Annotated in this window: 14 protein-coding genes and 1 pseudogene; 6 read left to right on the top strand and 9 right to left on the bottom strand. The window is 27.8% G+C overall.

The features are described 5' to 3' along the window. Nucleotides 1-15: 15 nt before the first annotated feature. The 5 genes from trmB (at nucleotide 16) to BCF59_RS03265 (ending at nucleotide 8637) form a co-directional block, all read left to right on the top strand. Nucleotides 16-630, top strand: a complete 615-nt coding sequence (gene trmB / locus BCF59_RS03285) for a tRNA (guanosine(46)-N7)-methyltransferase TrmB (protein WP_134111208.1) — start codon at nucleotides 16-18, stop codon at nucleotides 628-630. A gap of 157 nt (nucleotides 631-787) precedes the next feature. After that, nucleotides 788-1120: a PTS glucose transporter subunit IIB gene (locus BCF59_RS03280; protein WP_234851427.1), complete on the top strand. Its 333-nt coding sequence runs from the start codon at nucleotides 788-790 to the stop codon at nucleotides 1118-1120. Between the two features lie 8 nt (nucleotides 1121-1128). Continuing rightward, the gene (locus tag BCF59_RS03275; RefSeq protein WP_134111204.1) at nucleotides 1129-4884 is read left to right on the top strand and encodes a DEAD/DEAH box helicase; all 3756 of its coding nucleotides are present in this window, start codon (nucleotides 1129-1131) and stop codon (nucleotides 4882-4884) included. Next, on the top strand, nucleotides 4884-6689 hold the full coding sequence (locus tag BCF59_RS03270) for an ABC transporter ATP-binding protein (RefSeq protein ID WP_134111203.1): 1806 nt from the start codon (nucleotides 4884-4886) through the stop codon (nucleotides 6687-6689). The genes BCF59_RS03275 and BCF59_RS03270 overlap by 1 nt, the downstream gene beginning before the upstream one ends. Continuing rightward, nucleotides 6679-8637: an ABC transporter ATP-binding protein gene (locus BCF59_RS03265; RefSeq protein ID WP_134111201.1), complete on the top strand. Its 1959-nt coding sequence runs from the start codon at nucleotides 6679-6681 to the stop codon at nucleotides 8635-8637. Before BCF59_RS03270 ends, BCF59_RS03265 begins: the two co-directional genes overlap by 11 nt. A 7-nt stretch (nucleotides 8638-8644) precedes the next feature. Here the strand turns inward: BCF59_RS03265 and BCF59_RS03260 are convergent, their stop codons facing one another. From BCF59_RS03260 to BCF59_RS03220, 9 genes are all read right to left on the bottom strand, one after another. Further along, complete coding sequence (locus tag BCF59_RS03260) at nucleotides 8645-9139, bottom strand: large conductance mechanosensitive channel protein MscL (protein WP_234851426.1); 495 nt, start codon at nucleotides 9137-9139, stop codon at nucleotides 8645-8647. A gap of 6 nt (nucleotides 9140-9145) precedes the next feature. Continuing rightward, entirely contained in the window at nucleotides 9146-11770 is a 2625-nt protein-coding gene (gyrA, locus tag BCF59_RS03255) for a DNA gyrase subunit A (protein WP_134111199.1), read from the bottom strand. 434 nt (nucleotides 11771-12204) lie between these two features. After that, nucleotides 12205-12948 carry a pseudouridine synthase gene (locus BCF59_RS03250; protein WP_134111196.1) on the bottom strand — a complete coding sequence of 248 codons (744 nt, stop codon included), beginning with the start codon at nucleotides 12946-12948 and terminating at the stop codon, nucleotides 12205-12207. Then, nucleotides 12948-14030, bottom strand: a complete 1083-nt coding sequence (locus BCF59_RS03245) for a nicotinate-nucleotide adenylyltransferase (RefSeq protein WP_134111194.1) — start codon at nucleotides 14028-14030, stop codon at nucleotides 12948-12950. Before BCF59_RS03245 ends, BCF59_RS03250 begins: the two co-directional genes overlap by 1 nt. Before the next feature lie 4 nt (nucleotides 14031-14034). Then, nucleotides 14035-15276, bottom strand: a complete 1242-nt coding sequence (locus BCF59_RS03240; RefSeq protein WP_166666803.1) for a Y-family DNA polymerase — start codon at nucleotides 15274-15276, stop codon at nucleotides 14035-14037. Further along, nucleotides 15269-15682, bottom strand: a complete 414-nt coding sequence (locus BCF59_RS03235; RefSeq protein ID WP_166666802.1) for an iron-sulfur cluster assembly scaffold protein — start codon at nucleotides 15680-15682, stop codon at nucleotides 15269-15271. The genes BCF59_RS03240 and BCF59_RS03235 overlap by 8 nt, the downstream gene beginning before the upstream one ends. Continuing rightward, nucleotides 15672-16832, bottom strand: a complete 1161-nt coding sequence (locus BCF59_RS03230; protein ID WP_134111188.1) for an aminotransferase class V-fold PLP-dependent enzyme — start codon at nucleotides 16830-16832, stop codon at nucleotides 15672-15674. The genes BCF59_RS03235 and BCF59_RS03230 overlap by 11 nt, the downstream gene beginning before the upstream one ends. Next, nucleotides 16832-17245: a hypothetical protein gene (locus tag BCF59_RS03225; RefSeq protein ID WP_134111186.1), complete on the bottom strand. Its 414-nt coding sequence runs from the start codon at nucleotides 17243-17245 to the stop codon at nucleotides 16832-16834. Before BCF59_RS03225 ends, BCF59_RS03230 begins: the two co-directional genes overlap by 1 nt. Next, complete coding sequence (locus tag BCF59_RS03220) at nucleotides 17235-17696, bottom strand: transcription antitermination factor NusB (protein WP_134111184.1); 462 nt, start codon at nucleotides 17694-17696, stop codon at nucleotides 17235-17237. Before BCF59_RS03220 ends, BCF59_RS03225 begins: the two co-directional genes overlap by 11 nt. Before the next feature lie 83 nt (nucleotides 17697-17779). On the opposite strand from BCF59_RS03220, the pseudogene BCF59_RS03215 reads away from it, so the two are divergent. After that, nucleotides 17780-18478 (top strand): annotated as a pseudogene (locus tag BCF59_RS03215) (hypothetical protein); the annotation flags it as partial.

The raw sequence follows: 18478 nt of genomic DNA, 5'->3' as shown, positions 1-18478 counted from the left end.
TTATAATATATACCTATGAGATTAAGATTTGACAATACAGCGCAAGAAAAACTAGAAAAATCAAAGTTTTATATTCAAAAATTTCCAATTAACCTTAATTTAAGTGATATTATTGAAATTGGTGCCGGTAAAGGGGAAATGATAAGTCAAATGGCACTTTTAAATCCTGATACTACTTTTTATGCACTTGAAAAATATCAAACAGTTGCACTAAAAATTCTAAAGAAAATAGAAAAACTAAAACTTCAAAACTTGTTTATCATTACTAAGGATGCTAAGGAATTAAAAGAAATCTTCAAAAATCAAAGCGATTGTATTTGATTAACGTTTTCTGATCCTTGACCTAAAAACGCACACGAAAAACGACGTTTAACTTATAAAACGTTTCTTAATTTATATAGAGAAATTTTATCTAATAAAGGTAAGTTATATTTTAAAACTGATAATGACAAATTGTTTGAATTTTCCTTACAATCATTAAGCACGAACGGTTGAAAAATTTTTTATCAAACTAAAGATTTACACAATAGCGAATATAATAACAATAACATACCAACCGACTACGAAATTAAATGATCACAGAAAGGTAAAAAGATTAATTTTTTAATCGCTCAAAAATTTAATAAATAAAACTTTTTCTGTTATAGTGTACTAGAAAAAGTTTTTCTTTGTATATTTATAAAAAAATAATTTAAAACATTGCTTATACTATCACCAAATATGAATAGACGCTCATTTTTTATTAAATGTTGTAAAATTAATAGATATGAAAAAATGAACTTTTAAAATGATTATTTTAACAATTCTAACTTTTGGTTTAATATGACTTAAATGAAAGAAAATTAGTAATCAACACCAAAAAGATACCTTATTTCAAATCCACAATATTCCTTTTAAAATAGAGACATTAATTAATGCGCTTCCTAAGGATAATATTGAATCTTTTGAAAGTAAACACTACCGAATTAATATTTTTATAAGAGATGCAAGGAAGGTAAATGTGGAAGTTATCAAAAAACTAAAAGGTGTTAGCGGAATTTTTTTAAAATCTAACTCTATTTCAATTACTTTTGGAGAATATACATCTGCAGTTGCGGCAGAATTGGCAAAATTAAAATAAGGAGTTTTATGATAAATAATAAATATCAGGTAATTTTAGACAATTTATTAGATATTTCACCTAATGATTCATCGATTTTCACGCGTGTAAATGATAATTTTATTGATCTTTATACATTATTAAGGTTTGATGACTTTAAAAAAATAGTTTATAACGAAAAATTTGAAGTAAGTTTATTAGATGGAAACTTAATTAATATTATTGAAAATCTTAAAAATTGCTTTAATTTTTCAAGATTACGTGAAATTTTAGATACTGAAACCAATCCTTACTATAAAGTTTCGAGAATTAATTTTAATGGTGATTTTCAAACAGAAAAACAAAAAATAATTAATTTTTTAGAGCACATACAGCAAAAATCTGTATTAAGATGAAAAATTTTAGATAATAAAGTGACTAATATTTTGGATGAAACCAATACTTGGCCTTTACATATTGGATTTTTATTTGTATCCTTACGCAAGGAAGATAAAACAATTTATGCACCATTATTTTTTAAAGAAGCAGAAATTAGATTTAAAAATGCTATACCTTATTTATCCAGCGATGGTGATGTAAAATTAAATGAAAAAGTTTTATTCTTTTTAAATAATTCTGGATTTAACATCCATCTCAATGATAATTTTAAAAACTTTGAAATTCAAAAATTAATTAAACAACTTAAAATTGATTGAGAAAACTTATTTACCTTACCAACACAAGTTTTTGATAAATTTCATTCATTAAAACCAAATGATATAAACAATGAAAATATTACTTTTCATCCAGGAACCGTTTTAGGTATTTTTCAGCCTTGGGGTGGATATTCAAGAAATAGGATGAAAGAAATCATCAACAATAATGAGATGGAATCTATTTTAGAAGTAGAATTTAATAAAAACGTTTATAAAAATAAAATTCAAGAATCTATTTTTAGAACAGATATTGGCTTATTTAATGTAACTAAATCTAATTTTTCGCAAGATAAAGCAATTATTTCATCTTTAAATCAAAATACCGTAATTTGAGGTCCACCTGGAACCGGAAAATCACAAACAATAGTTAATTTAATTACTAATATTTTAATTTATGGATACACGGTAATAGTCGCTTCGCAAAAGAAAGCAGCTTTAGATGTTATTAAAGAACGTTTAGGCTCTTTAAGTCATTTTTGTTTATTCTTGCTTAGTTATAAAAATGTAAAAAAGAAAAGTTTTTATCAACCGATTCGTGAGTATTTGGATTTATTAGAAAACTTTGACAAAATAGAACAAATTAAAATGACTCCGGTTTTAAAAGAAAACGAATTAAAATACGTTAGAGCAGTTAATAATTATTTAGATACATCTTATGCAAAAGATTTTCTAAATGCATATTACTATCTTTTTAAACACAAAGCTAATGTAGATATACAAAAAGATGCTGAATTTATTTTTAGTCTGCCAGATATATCCTATCCCTCTTCACAGTTAGAGCCCGAAAAAGTTGCTAAAGCGATTTTAAAAGAAAATAATCTTAGATATCTACCTTTTTTAAAAAAATACTGAACTATTTGCAAAATTTCTAAACAAATTGAAAAAGAGTACAATCATTTTAACGGAAGTTTATATAAATTAGTTTCTTTATTTAATCAGGCTAAGCAAACTACAGGCGAATCTAATTTTCAATATTCACAAAATATGTTACAAAATCATAATGTAGATCTTAATCAAGAAATAACGGATAGTGAAGTAATTAAACAAGTTATCATTGAGCGAATGTTTGAGCGTATAAATAAATTTACACCACAACAAAAGCAAATGTATTCAGAATTTTCACAAAGCGTTAGAATTCAAAACTTAGAACCATATCGCTTTGTTAAAAAATATGCTGAAATGATTAAGTTGATTTATCCTGTAATTATCGCTACACCTGATACTGATTTATCTGCTTGAAATAAAGAAGAATTTGATTATGCAATTTTAGATGAATCTAGTCAAATTTTTATTGAAAAAGGGTTACCTATTTTATATTTAGCCAAAACTAAAATTTTAGCAGGTGATCGCGAACAAATGAGACCTAGCAATTGATTTGGTACTAGAAATACCGATGATACAATCTTTGGTAAAGTTGAATCGTTATTAGATTATGCTATTTCATTAGGTGTATATCAAATTATTTTAGATAAGAATTATCGTGCAAATCATGCGTCATTAATGACTTTTTCATCTAAGTACTTTTATAATTCATCTTTAGATGTTATAGATAATGCTGATGCAATAGAAAATCAACCAATTGAAGTGCATCAAGTCGATGGGGTTTGAGAAAATAATCATAATAAAGCAGAAGCAGAAAAAGCTATTGATGTTTTATTAAAAAACATTGATAATTACAAAAAAATCATTTTATTAGCTTTTAATGCAAAACAAAGTGATTATTTAACTAATTTAATTTATAGTCAACACCCAGGACTAGAACAAGCAATTTATACTAAAAAACTACTCATTCGTAATATAGAAAATATCCAAGGTGATGAAGCTGATTTAGTGGTTGCAACAGTTGCTTATGACAAAAATACTAAACTAAATTTTGCATATGTATCTCGTAGTGGTGGTAAAAATGCTTTAAATGTTGCCATTAGTCGTGCAAAAGAAAAGATGATAGTGATTAAAACTATTAAGGCTTCAGAAGTACAAATTCAACCAAACTCAACAGAAGATTTAATGTTATTTAAAAAATGACTTAGTTTTTTAGAATTAGATGACGAACAACGCAGAGAATTACATAAAAAAGTATTCATAGAAAAGAAAAATAATCATTCAGAAAACCAAAGTAATACCACATGATTTAAAGAATTAGTCTCTAGCGAACTTCAAGAAGCAATTAAACATAAACCAAGTTATGAATTATTTAAAAAATATAATATTGGTTCATTTGATATTGATCTTGTTATTACTAAAAATCAAAAACCATATAAATGCATTTTATTTGATACCTTAGATTATGGGACAAGTGATTTAGAAAATTATGCAATCAAGCGTGATAAATATCGTTTTTTAAAAGCTAAAAAATATGATGTTATCGTAGTTACTCCACTTAATTGAATTGAACTACAAAATATTATTACTTTATGATTTAATTCTGAAACTACAACTAACAATAAAGATGATTATCAACCAACCAATACATATTTAATTAATAAAACTAATATCTTTATTTCAACAACAGAATTAGATGCTCCGGATGCTTATGATAAAATCTCGACTGCTAATAGTGATTTTGAAAGTAATTATCAAGAAAGTATTCAAGAAGAATTTGTTAAAAAAACTCATAGTAATATGACATTTATTAGTAATCTGAATAAAGTTTATAACGAAGATTTACAATCAGTTATGCAAACTAATACACAAATTCCACAAAACGAGAATTCAGAACCAAAAGTTGCTGTTATTGGTAATGATCCTGAGGCTGTAAGCGAAGAATTATCTAATCTAACACCTATTATTGTTCCAAAACAAGATAGTAGCGAAATTTTGGAAGAAGAAAATAATTTTTGAAAAGCAATTAATATTGATCTTAGTCCACAATCACAAAAAATGTTTGATAGTAATGCTGCAGAAGTTTTAGATAATCCTGAAATCAATCCTACGACTACAAAAGATACCTTAGATGATTTGAATGGTTGAATTTTATCGGATGCATCAGATGAAGAATTAGATGTAAATTCAGAACAACCTTTAGATTCTGAATACTTAGATTCAGTAGACCAATTCACTAAAACTTTAGAAACCATATTAGGAAAATAATGAAAACAAACATTAATTTCAAATATGATGTTATAGAAAACAAGGTTATATCAAAAAATAAAAAAATAACCTTGTTTTCTATCTCTTATGGAACTAGATGATTGTTTTTAACAACAATTATCCTAAATATTGTGAGTATTATTTTAGAAACTTATATGCCTTTGTTTGTTAAAAACATCTTAGATACCATAAATAAAACATCGTTAAGTTACGATATCAAATATCAAGCAATTGTGAAGTATAGTATTTACTTAATAGTGTTTGGAGTATTGACGGGTATTTTTACACTTTTGGCAGCATATTTAAATGTCGTCGCGCGCTATCGTTATGCAAAGAATTTGAGATATGTACTATTTGCAAAAGTTCAAACCTTTTCATTTGAAGATTTAGATAAATTTTCGACGGGGGTTATAGTAAATCGTTTAAGTAGCGATGTTGATAACATTGTTAAACTTTACGGAATTATTGGGCGCCCACTTTTTAGATTACCAATTATGTTTGTTGCAAGTATTGTTTTTGCCGCGCAACAATCCGGAACTTTGTCTATTATTTTTGCAATTACTTTACCTTTATTATTAATTTTCTTTGTAATTATGTGAAAATATGGAATTCCAATTTTTTCAAAAACATTTAAAAAGACTGATGAATATAATTCAAAATTACAAGAAAATCTAAATTCAATGCGTGTAATAAAATCTTATGTAACTGAGGAACAAGAGCAAGTCAAACATGATCAAATTAACTTAGAAATGCGAGATATCTCAATTAAAGGTGAGAAAATTTTTACATGATATCACATTGTCATTATGAATACAATTTTTATGTCAGTGATTACTTTAGTTTTAATTGGAATACCAATGGTTTTAAAACAAGAAATAGAAATTGGTACAATTACTGCTTTTTCTACATATATTTGAATGATTACCGGTTCTTTTATGGGAATTTTAAACATTTCTGGTGAACTTTTTCGCTCAATACCAAGCGCCAAAAGATATAAAGAAATTATAGATCACCAAATTAGCATCATACAAAAACCCAATGCTATAGCAAAAGAAATTACCGGAAATATAGAATTTAAAAACGTTGTTTTAAAATATAAATCAAATGATTTTAATTCTTTAGAAAATATTAATTTATCAATTCAAGCAGGTAAATCTTTGGGTATTATTGGTTCTACTTCATCAGGAAAAAGTAGTTTACTAAACTTAATTCCACGCTTTTACGATGTCTCTGATGGCCAAATTTTTATTGATGACATTGATGTTCGTAATTATCAATTTAGCAATCTACGTGCAGCAATTTCTGCAGTATTTCAAAATACAGCGCTTTTTAGTGGTAGTATTCGCGATAATATGAAATGAGGAAACCCACAAGCAAGCGATGATGAAATTATCATAGTTTTAAAACAAGCTTGTATTTGAGATTTCGTTGCGAATCAACCGAATCAATTAGATTATCACATAGAACAAGGTGGTGAAAATTTATCTGGTGGACAAAAACAACGTTTTTGTATTGCTAGAGCGCTATTAAAAAAACCTAAAATTTTATTATTAGATGATGCTACTAGTGCCTTGGATACAAAAACCGAAAAATCAATCCAAGATGCGTTAAATTCGCTTTCAAATGTTACTACATTGATAGTTTCACAAAAAATCAATTTTGTTCGCCATTGCGATAATATAATTATTTTAGATAACGGAAAAATTATTGCCTCAGGAACTCATCAACAGTTATTACATAATAGTAAATATTATGCAGAGTTATATCAAATTCAGAGCTCATTAGGAGGTTTGGATGAAAACTAATAATGCTAATGAATCTTTATTTAATAAGCAAGATTATAAACTCTCTAATAAACAGAAAATTTCAACACTTAAAAACATTATTAGAATCATTTGAAAACATCATAAATATATTTGGATGATTTCGTTGGTTTTGATTGTTATTGGCAGCGGTGGTTTATTATATAATCAAGTTTTTATTGGGAAAATTATTATTGATGGATTTTTAGTTGAATTTTCTAAAAATCCAAGCGCGCAAGAAGCAGCAAAATTTAATTTTTATAAGTTTTATTTAATAGTTGGTTTATCTGCACTTTGGTTTTTTGTAACTGTTTTAGCGGGTTTTATTTGAAAAAGATTGTTAATAAAAGCTACAAATAATATTTTGTCAATCATGCGAAGCGATTTATATAAACATATTCAAAGTCTACCGATTAGTTTTTTTGATTCAAATGCTAAAGGTGATTTAATGGCACGCTTTAGTTCAGACATTGAAGCGTTGCGAGATTTTATTTCTAATTCATTACCGCGGGTTATAGATACCTTTATTACTTTATTGGTTTCGGTTATTGTAATGTTTAGTTTAGATTGAATTTTAGCTTTGATCATGATTTTTGTAATGTTATTGATTTTGCTCTTTTCATTTTTAATTGCTAAACAATCTAAAAAAGGGTTTGCATATCGCCAAAAAAGTAATGGTGCATTATCGGGTTTTACCGAAGAAGTGGTTGGTAATTTACGTACCATCAAAATTTTTAGTCAAGAAAATCAAATTTTTTCAAACTATCAAAAATTTAGTGAAAGTTTATATAAAGGTGAAATCAAATCGCGCGGTTATTCTGATTTATTGTTTCCATTTTCTATATGAATGGGAAATGTAGGATATATTATTGTTGCTATTTTTGGTGCTATTTTATTAGTACGTGGCAATGGGGCGGGATTAGGATTAAGTATCGGTATTTTGATTTCCTTTACACAATTTGCAAAAAGTTTTTCGGGCCCGGTTTCTTCAATCATGGATGTTGCTAATTCGATAATTATTGCCTTAGCGGGCGGAAAGCGTGTTTTTGATATTTTTACAGCGCAACCCGAAGTAGATCGTGGAAAAATTAAATGTGTAAAAGTAATTAAGCAAAATGAGCAATATTACGAAATAAGTGATCCCAAAAATACAGATGCAATTTGAGTATATAAATTTAGTGATTCAAGTGACTGAATTGTTAAATATAAAGAAGTTGTAGGTAATATCGTTTTTGATGATGTGTCTTTTGCATATAATCAAAAAGCGACCCTAAAAAATATTTCATTTTCAACACATAAAGGTCAAAAAGTTGCTTTAGTTGGTCCAACCGGAGCCGGAAAAACTACTATTACAAGTTTATTGATTAGATTTTATGAACCTAGTAGTGGTCAAATTAGTATCGACGGGATCGATATTCAAGATATAGAAAAAAGTTCACTACGTAAAATTATAGGAATAATTTTACAAGATGCAACCTTATTTACTGATACGATTGCAAATAATATTTCTTACGGTGATAACGAAGAACTTAATATTGAATTATTAAACTCATCAATTTATATTTCAAACTTACAAGAACATATAAATAAGCTATCCGAAAAAGAAAAAACACATTTAGCAGATCGTGGAAATAAACTTTCACAGGGCCAAAAACAACTTATTACAATTGCTCGTGCCACATATAAAAATCCGCCTATTTTAATTTTTGATGAAGCCACTTCTAATATTGATACCATTACCGAATATCAAATCCAAAAAGCGATGGATAAAGTGATAGCTAACCGCACAACATTTATTATTGCGCATCGTTTAAGTACAATCAAAAATGCTGATTTGATTTTAGTAATCAATGATGGTAAAATCATCGAAGCAGGTAATCATCAAGAGCTATTAGAGTTTCAGGGTCAATATTATCAATTGTGAATGAATGCGCAAAGTAGAGATCAATAAAAGCAGGTTATTCCTGCTTTTTGTTTTCATCTATATGTGGATTGTTTTGTTGTTTATAAGTATCCGGAATTTTTGAGTTCATTAATTTCAGTTGTTCTAAAATTAATTCGTCTGTTGTTGGTTTTGGTGGTTCTTCTATTTTGATTTCGGGCGGATGTTTTTTTAAACGTCGTTTTTTAAGATACAAGCGAACAAAATAAAAGATATATAAACTGATAAAGATTACTAAGGTAACTACGATAAAGTTAATTAAGGTTCCTAAAAATTTTCCGTATTTAATTCCACGTCAACTCAAGTCGTTTAGATCTTTAAATTTATCACCCAAAATGTTTTGAATTATAGCTGACAAAATAACGTCATTTGCTAATGAAGATACTAATGCACTAAAGACCGAACCGGTTATAAAACCAATAGCTAAGAAAATCATATTTCCTTTTTTAAAGAATTTTCCAGCTTCGCTAAAGGTTTCTTTTCACAATGATTTAGGTTTTTTTTCTTCCATATTTTCCTATTTTGCCTTGATTACATCTACAGCAACAATTTCATCTCCGTCTTTTAAATTAATAATTTTAACACCTTTAGTAGTGCGTGAGCTTTCAGAAATTTCGTTAATTGAAATACGTATAGTTACTCCAGCTGATGTAATTACAAGTAATTCATCATCTTCTTGTACAAAGCGCGCAAAGACTAAGTTTCCAGCTTTTTCAGGGTTAATTCCCGCAATTCCTTTTGCACCACGTTTTGTGATGCGGTATTCGTTTTGATCGGTTAATTTTCCGAACCCTTTTGAACCTAATGATAAAATGTATTTGCCATCACGGTTTGAAGAAGCGGAAATAACTTGTTGGTTTGCATCTAATTTTATCGCTTTAACCCCGAGCGAATTACGACCTAAAGCACGCACATCATCAATTTTAAATAAAGCAATATGACGGTAGTTATTTGCAACCAAAATATGATCTTCATCGGCCGCGATAAAAGCACGAACTAATTCATCGCCTTCGTTAAGTTTAAAGGCTTTTAGGCCGCTACGGCGTACGTTTTTAAATAATGTTAAACTAGATTTTTTAAAAATTCCTTGTTTAGTTACAGTCGCTAAATATTCGTTTTCCTTATAATCATCTACACTAATAATTGAAATAATTTTTTCTCCATTATTGACATCTAAGGTTTCTAAAACATTAATAAAAGGAACTCCTTTACTTTGTTTAGAACCTTCAGGAATTTGATGCCCACGTAATCTATAAGCTTTTCCAAAGTTAGAAAATAGTAATAAATCGGTGTGTGTTTTGGTTTGTAAAATCATTGCAATATCGTCATCTTGATAAGTACGCATACTAATCGAACCAACGCCACCACGTTTTTGCACGTTGTATTCTTCTAAATTAATACGTTTTACATAACCTTTAACTGAAGTGGTAATAACGATATCGTTTTGTGGAATTAAATCTTCTTCGCTAATTTTACCAACTGCAGCAAAATCAATCTTGGTACGTCTGCTATCACCAAATTTTTGTTTAATTTCTTGTAGTTCGGTGATAATTAAATCAATTAATTTGTTTTCATCAGCTAATATTGCTTTGTAGTTAATAATTTCTGCTAATAAACCTTGCAATTCTTCTTGCATCTTTTCGATGTTTAAGCTAGTTAAACGACGTAAGTTCATATCTAAAATCGCTTTAGTTTGACGCTCGGTTAGTTCAAAACGTTGTGCTAATTTTTCTTGTGCGATTATATCTGTTTTAGAAGCCTTAATAATTTGAATTACTTCATCAATGTTAGCGATTGCAATTTTAAGTCCTTCTAAGATATGAGCGCGTTCTTCGGCGCGTTTTAAATCAAAATTAAGTCGTCTAATAACAACGTTTTTTTGATGTTTAAGATATTCATCTAAAACTGCTTTTAAATTTAGAAGTTTAGGTTCACCATTGACTAATGCAACGATGTTGGCACTATATGTGGTTTGAAGATATGTTTTTTGAAATAGTTTATTTAAGATAATGTGTGGATTATACCCACGTTTTATGTCAATAACAATCCGAATCCCTTCACGATTAGACTCATCGCGCAAATCAGCGATTCCTTCGATTTCTTTGCTTTTGTGGTAATCCACTATTTTTTGGATTAGAGTTGTTTTTTTTATGGCATAGGGAATTTCGGTTACGATAATTTGTGATTTACCATTATTTTTTTCAATCACATGAGTTTTAGAACGCACAATAATACTTCCGCGCCCAGTTTCATATGCATCAGCAATTCCTTTGGTTCCTAAAATAATTGCTCCTGTAGGAAAATCTGGTCCTTTTATATATTGCATCAATTCTCTAACTGTTATTTTAGGGTTTTTAGCTAATGCAATTGTTGCATCAATGGTTTCTGAAATGTTGTGTGGTGGAATTTCAGTTGCCATACCAACAGCAATCCCTGAAGAACCCGAAACTAGTAAGTTTGGAAATCTAGATGGTAAAACTGATGGTTCTTTTTCACTTGCATCATAGTTATCAACAAAATCAACAGTTTCTTTTTTGATTCCCTCTAACATTTCTACTGATAATTTTGACATTCTTGCTTCAGTATAACGCATCGCAGCAGCTTGATCGCCATCAATTGACCCAAAATTTCCGTGTCCATCAACTAGTGGATAACGCATTGAAAAATCTTGTGCCATACGTACCATTGCTTCATAAACCGAGCTATCACCGTGTGGGTGATATTTTCCTAAAACATCCCCAACTATACGTGCTGATTTACGGTGTTGTGAACCTGGTGTGATACCTAGTTCAGACATATCATAAAGAATTCTACGATGCACGGGTTTTAAACCATCTCTTACGTCAGGTAAGGCGCGAGAAACAATCACACTCATTGCATATTCTAAAAACGATGTTTTCATTTCATCATCTAATAAAACTGGATGTAACCCATTAGTTTCTTCACTAATAATTTGTGATTGTACCCGATATTCATCGTTATTTTGTGGAACTTCTTCCTCTTCTTCATCTACAATCTGTTCTTGTTTTTTACGAAACACTATTTTGTTGTCTTCTTCATATTCATATTCTTGATTAGTTTCATGATTTTTGTTATCTTGTAAATCTGAATTAAAAGGTTTATTTTCTTTATCTATTGACATAAAATCTCCAATTTAATAAATTAAAATTTATTAAATTATATATTTTTTTTCGAAAGATTAAAGTTAATAAATGTAATTTTTAGTATTATAAATTCTTAGTTTTAGTTATTTTTAAAAATAATTAGTTCTTTAAAATTATTTCTACCTTTTAATATTTTTAAATTAAAAATAAATGAAGCAAAGTAAGATAGTAGTACTGCAAGTTATTAAATTTCCGATTAAAGATAGTACATAAAATATTAAATTCTGAAAAACCTAATACTATAAAACTGCAAAACTATATTTTGTAAGTTTATTAAATAATTAAATTTTATACTTTTTATAAATATAGTATGCATTTTTTAATATTTAAGTGTTTAATTCTGTTTTTAAACATATGGGTTGTATATCAAAAATAGAATCCCTATTTTTGATATACTACTTTTGAATGATATCTAGTTTATTTGTTTTTTTTCTAAAAGAACTTTTTCCTGGTTTTTGACTAAATCTTTAAGCATTTTAACTTCTTTTAAAGTGAGTTTACGATATTCACCTAAACGCATTTTTTCAACCGTAATTCCAGCATATTCTACACGCTTCAGGTTAATAACTGTTTTATTAACTGTTAAAAATAATTCCTTAACATGATGGTATGTTCCTTGAGTTAAAATAACAAAGTAAGATTTCGGTGAGTCTTCGCCAATTGGTATTACCTGTTGCACGCTTTTGACACCATTTACTTTTACAATTGAATTTAATGTTTTTAGTTCTTTAAACTTTAATTTTTCATTTAATCTTGCACGATATACTCTAGGAATTTTATATTTAGGATGTAATAGTTTATTAGTTAAATCCCCGTCATTAGTCATTATCAAAACTCCGGTTGTATCATAATCTAAGCGCCCCACCGGAAAAACACGATACGGAACATCTAATAAGTCTACTACTGTAGTACGATCAAAATTATCTTTGAAGGTAGAAACTGTTTTAGTAGGTTTATTTAAAACATAATAAACTTTTTCTTCTTGTTGTATTGGTTTATTTTTAACTAAAATGTAATCCGAAAACGTTGCTTTATCGCCGATTTTAGCTATCTTACCATTGATTTTTACGTGCCCGTCATTAATAAGTTTTTCAGCTTCACGACGTGAAGCAACTCCGGCTTGCGAAAGTAGTTTTTGTAATCGAATTGCTTGCATTATTCCTCATTGATATATTTTTGATAAAGTTTTTCAGATTTATCACTAAAATTTACTTTTTTTGCTTTGTTTCATTGATATGTGCGTTCAACAACTGCTTTAAAACCTTGATCTAAATTTTCTAACGCTAATTGACGAATTTTTTGTATTCCTTCAAATTTACGTCCCTGACAAATCTTATCAGCTACAAAGATAATTTTATCTAACATTGACATATTATCGTGCATTTCGGTGTGATATCTAATGGCTTGTAAGATTTCGTTATTTTGAAGTTTATAATGATATTTTAATCATAAATAGCCGCAAATTTGGTGGTAAAAAGCAGGATTTTTCTCATTAAAATCAGGTTGATATTTCTTAATAAACTCTAAGGATTTTTGTACATCTCATTCTTTGGTAATGTCATGCATCAAACCAGCGATGTAAGCATCTTTAGCTGAATAGTTATTTTTTTTTGCTAATTGAACCGCAAATTCAGCGGTTGCAACAGAGTGTTTAGCACGCAGCGCACTTAAAGTATTATGTAAAATCTTTTCTAAATATAATCCATGCGCTTGGATGTAATTTAAAACTCTATCATCAATTAGAGAGCAATTACCTTTTTTAAAATCTGTGGATGAATACTTTAAGATTGGATTATCTAAAAGCAAACAGTGATACTTTTTAAAATTGGTTTTATTAATTTTAGTTTCACGTTTAAAAATTACGATCTGACTTAGTTCTGCGATTAAATCGATATTTTTTCATTTATGCAACTTAGATAAATTATCACTACCGATTAATAAAAATAATTCATCATTAGGATATTTATGTTTGAGATACTTTAAGGTTTGAAATGTGTAAGATACACTATTTTGCTTGATTTCAAAATCACATAGTTCCATTTTCTCTTCTAAAACTAATTTAATCATTTCAACTTTATGGATTGGTTTGATTAAATTAGTTTTAGTTTTAAAAGGTGAAACATAAGTGGGAACTAATAATAACTTATCTAAATGTAGATACTTAATTGCATAGCGAGCCAGCTTGATGTGTCCTTTGTGGATGGGATTGAATGAACCACCAAAAATTCCTATTTTCATAAATTTACCTCTTGAAGACACCGACCTCGATTTGATCTGACTGTCCCCTTCTTTTTTTAATGCGATCAATATTATAATCAGCAAGAGTTTTTAAACTTTTTTGTTTTAAAGTAGTATTCACTTTATAGATAATTTGATCTACTACATAATTGGATTTACTGGGTTTATTTTGTTGTAAAATACTTAAATTACGAAAGTTTTCGAAAGAATTAATTAACTCTGAAATTCGAATACTAATTCCAATTATTTTATGGTTTATAAAATAATCATAATACATTTGAATGCAAATTTTAGCAATTTCTGTAGCCTTATCTATGTGTTCACTTATTTTTTGATGTTTGATAATTCAACCTTGCTCAAAAGTACGAATTCCAAAGGATATTAAATTTCCTACTTTATAAATTCTTTGTAAACTTTGTGAAACTTTTTCGGCTTGCATTTCAATGTTTTTGGTAATAAAGTCGGTATCTATTTCTTTTTTATGAAAAGTAATATCGCGACTTATCCCTTTGATATCAGAAGTACTTTGAAATGTATCGTTATTTTGAAAAAAATCTAATTGTTGTAAAAATTTAATTCCGGCTGTCCGAAAAATTGTAGTTAGACGAATATCGCCTGGAGTAAGTTGATATAAATCACCGATAGTGTTAATTTGCATATCTTTAAAACGCTCAGATAAACGCTTTCCGATTCCGTGGTATTCTATGATATCTAAGTTAAAAAAACGTTCTTGATAGTTACTTTCATTTGTTAAACCAATTTTGTTAGGTTTAAAATAGTTGGTTGTCATTTTTGCATAAAACTTTGTTTTAGAAATACCAATTGTTATCGGGATGCTAAAATTCTGATATACATCAGTTTGGATTTTTTGTGCGTAATTCATTGCTTTTTCATCATTATCTATATTTTCTGGGATTAATAAATAACATTCATCGATAGAACCAATTTCAAACTGCTTTGCATAATATTTTTTAAGATGTCTAAAAATAGCGTTCGATGTAGTGATGTATAAATCAAAGCGTGGCTGTTCGATGATAGTTTTAGGTTCTAGTTGTAGAATTTTTGAAACTTTTCAACCTGCTCTGATTCCTTTGTCTCTTAAATCATAACTTACAGAAATTGCTACGGCGTTAGGATGTTTGTTTGCGATTGCAATTGGTTTGTTTTTCAAATTAGGTTTTAAAGCACGAATTGCACTAACAAAATAACAATCAAAATCAATATGAAAAATATATGGTCTAAACATCATCAAATACTTGTGTAATTAGCAAACTACAACTAATGCGATTAGGTTGACTTTTGATATTATAAAAAACTCATAAATTTTTGATTTTTTGTAATTCAGATTCGTTTAATTGCTGACCTTTAACAAAATTGCTAAATAAAGTAGCTAATTCTTTAATTTCAGTTTTAGTTTTATTTTTAACCAAATTTAAAAACATATCAGTAGCGGCAACAAATGGAGCACAACCATTTCCATCAAATTTTGCATCATTTAAAACTTCGCCTTCTCAAGTTAGTTGAATTTTTAAAGTATCAGAACAACTAGTACTAAAAAAAGTTTGATATTCATTTAGGTTTGAATCTTTGTTTTGTGGATGCATATAATGTGACATTATACTTTCACGCGCTTGGTTTGGATTAAAATCCATAAAAATCACCTCCATTTGCTAATGCATCAATTAATTTATCTATATCTTCAAAATTATTATAAATTCCCAATGAAATACGTAAATACGAATATTCATAATCAATATTTCTAAGATAAGGAGTACAAAAAATTCCGGCAATTGTATAAATATTTTTCTTACCTAGATATCCAGCTACGTCTTGTGCGTTAATTCCTTTTACATTAATTAAAGCAATGTAATCACCAGGCTTACTTGCAATGGTAATATTTGGTAATTCAGAGAGTCTTTGATGTAGGTAAATTGAAAGTTTTTGAAGAATATATTTGGTTTTTTGATAACCAATAGAATTAAAAAAATCTATTGCTTTATCAAACATAAAAAATCCAGCCAAATCTGGTGTTCCGGGTTCAAAAGCAGCGATTGTTTGTTTTAAACTTCATTCACCGTTAATTTTAATTTCATTTACACTTCCACCACCAAATTTTACAGGTTTTAGTTGTTTTAGTAGTGTTTTTTGCACTGCTAAAACCCCCATTCCGGTTGGTCCATAAAACTTATTGGTGCTAAAGACTATAACATCGCAAATTTGTAATGAAACTTTTTGGTGACAAATAGCTTGTGCAGCATCGTTAAAAATTAAAATATTTTTTGCTGTAGCGATATCTTTGATTTTATTTAAATCATAGTTTTTATAAAAGGTATTATTTTCTTGGGCAAAAGCTATAATCTTAATATTATTATGCAAATTAATGTCTTTTAAAATATCGTCGCTAATTAATATTTTACTATGAGTTTTTTTAGCAATTTCTATTCAAGGAATCATATTAGATGAATGATTATGTGTGTCTAATAAAATAATATCATTTGGTGTTAAAAGTTGTGCCAACATATTCACGAATAAGTTAATACTTTCGGTGGTTCCACTAGTAAAAATAATTTCTTCACTCTTAGCGTCTAATAAATCTGCAACTTTTTTGCGGACTGTTTCAATTTTTTGGTTTACCAAATTTCCTAATGGAGTATCTGCGGTTCTCGAAGATATTGAAGTTTTAGTATAAAAATCATAAATTGCATCAGCAGCAATTTTTGGTTTTAACACTAACGCAGCACTATCAAAATATGTAATTTCTTTTAAAATAGGAAAATGTTTTCGGATGGATTGATTTTTCATTACAAAACTCTCTTTAAAAGTTTAATTAAGAACACATTATAACAAGGAAATTGTTTAAATTCATCTAAAAAATCATAATAAAATGTACGTTTGAAAGAATTAAAAAGAATTAAATCATTAATTAAAAACTTATAAGAAGATTTTTTGATTTCATTAAGACTTCTTTTTTTTATCATTAAGTGACAAAATAAGAATGTATAAAAATTAGTAAGCAAAGAAGTATAATCACTATTTAAAGGAACACAAAATTCATATACAGCATTTTTTAAATCATCTAGATTATTAATTATTTGTTCTTTAAAAACCGGATTGATATTACTAATTAAATTTAGATGTTTAAATATTTCGAAAGTAGAAGTAAAAATTTTAAGATTTTTTTGATATAACCATTGCAATAGGTTATTATTTAACATTTTTACTTTCTGATTCAAATTTAATCAATAATTTATAAAAATTTTCTAAGACTCCATTTACAAATTGATATAAATTTTCATCATTAGATTTACCGGAAATTAATTCGTTTGGTTTACCAAAATAATCTTTAGTAATTTCAATCGCTTCATTAATAACGATTTTAGGTTCAATATTTCAAAATTCTACACAAGCATTTAAAATAATAGCTTTAATTAAAGGGCTTAAACGATCTAATGATCAATTTTCATTTAGTAATTTTGATAAAATAGTTTTATTAAATTTATCTCATTTAATAACGATTAAAAGATGTTCAATCTGCTCTTGATTTAAATTAAATTCCTTAGTTAATTCTACAATATCATAGTCTATCTCTAGTAATTCGCGTTTATAAATTACTGCGATATTTTTTAAACGATTGTTACGTCTAGATAATATATTTTTTTTTTGCATAAGAACACCTCATTTAATGATTTTTTAATCTTTTTATTATATCATATCGTGCTAAGTTTTTTATATAACTACATGGAGAAAACATGAAAAAAATTTGTTTTTCTCATGTTTTGCCGAGAGTTTGAAAGCGGTGAAGTTTGGGAAACTTAGGTGATTTTTACAATAGTTTAACTAATAAAACCAAAGATGATTTTAATATAGGAAAATTCTATTACATTGATTATTTAAATATATTAAATAATACATTTATAGATATAAGTAAATTAAAGAAAATTAAAGAGGACAAAAAACAAAATTTAGTTAATAAAGGTGATATTTTCTTTACTATATCTTCTGAAACGCCTGAAGAGGTTGCGATGAGTTCGATATTAGACAAAAATATAGAAAATACTTACTTAAACAGTTTTTCAGTAGGCTACAGATTGTTTGATTTAGAAGCATTTGATTTACATTATTTAGGTTATTTATTAAGAAGTAAAAAATTCAGAGATCAAATTCTTATATTAGCGCAAGGAATTTCAAGATACAATATTTCAAGGTCTACACTAAAAACACTTACTATTACATATTCATTAAATTTGATTGAACAACAAAAGATTGGTAAATTAATTTTTGGTACAGATTGCTACCTATCACTTCTTCAACGAAAGTACAATTTTGCAATTTTAACTGTCTTTGTGTTCAAAATATGTTTTTTTGACAACAAAATTATTGTATTTTATTTAAAAATAACTTTTGTTTGAAAGCACCGAAGTGTGGGGGATTTGTTTGATTTCGAAAGA

Origin of the sequence: Mycoplasmopsis mustelae (assembly GCF_004365095.1) — a bacterium.
GTDB classification, from domain to species: domain Bacteria; phylum Bacillota_I; class Bacilli_A; order Mycoplasmatales; family Metamycoplasmataceae; genus Mycoplasmopsis; species Mycoplasmopsis mustelae.
The sequence above is the reverse complement of the archived record's forward strand: the minus strand, read 5'-3'. Positions and strand labels throughout refer to the sequence as shown.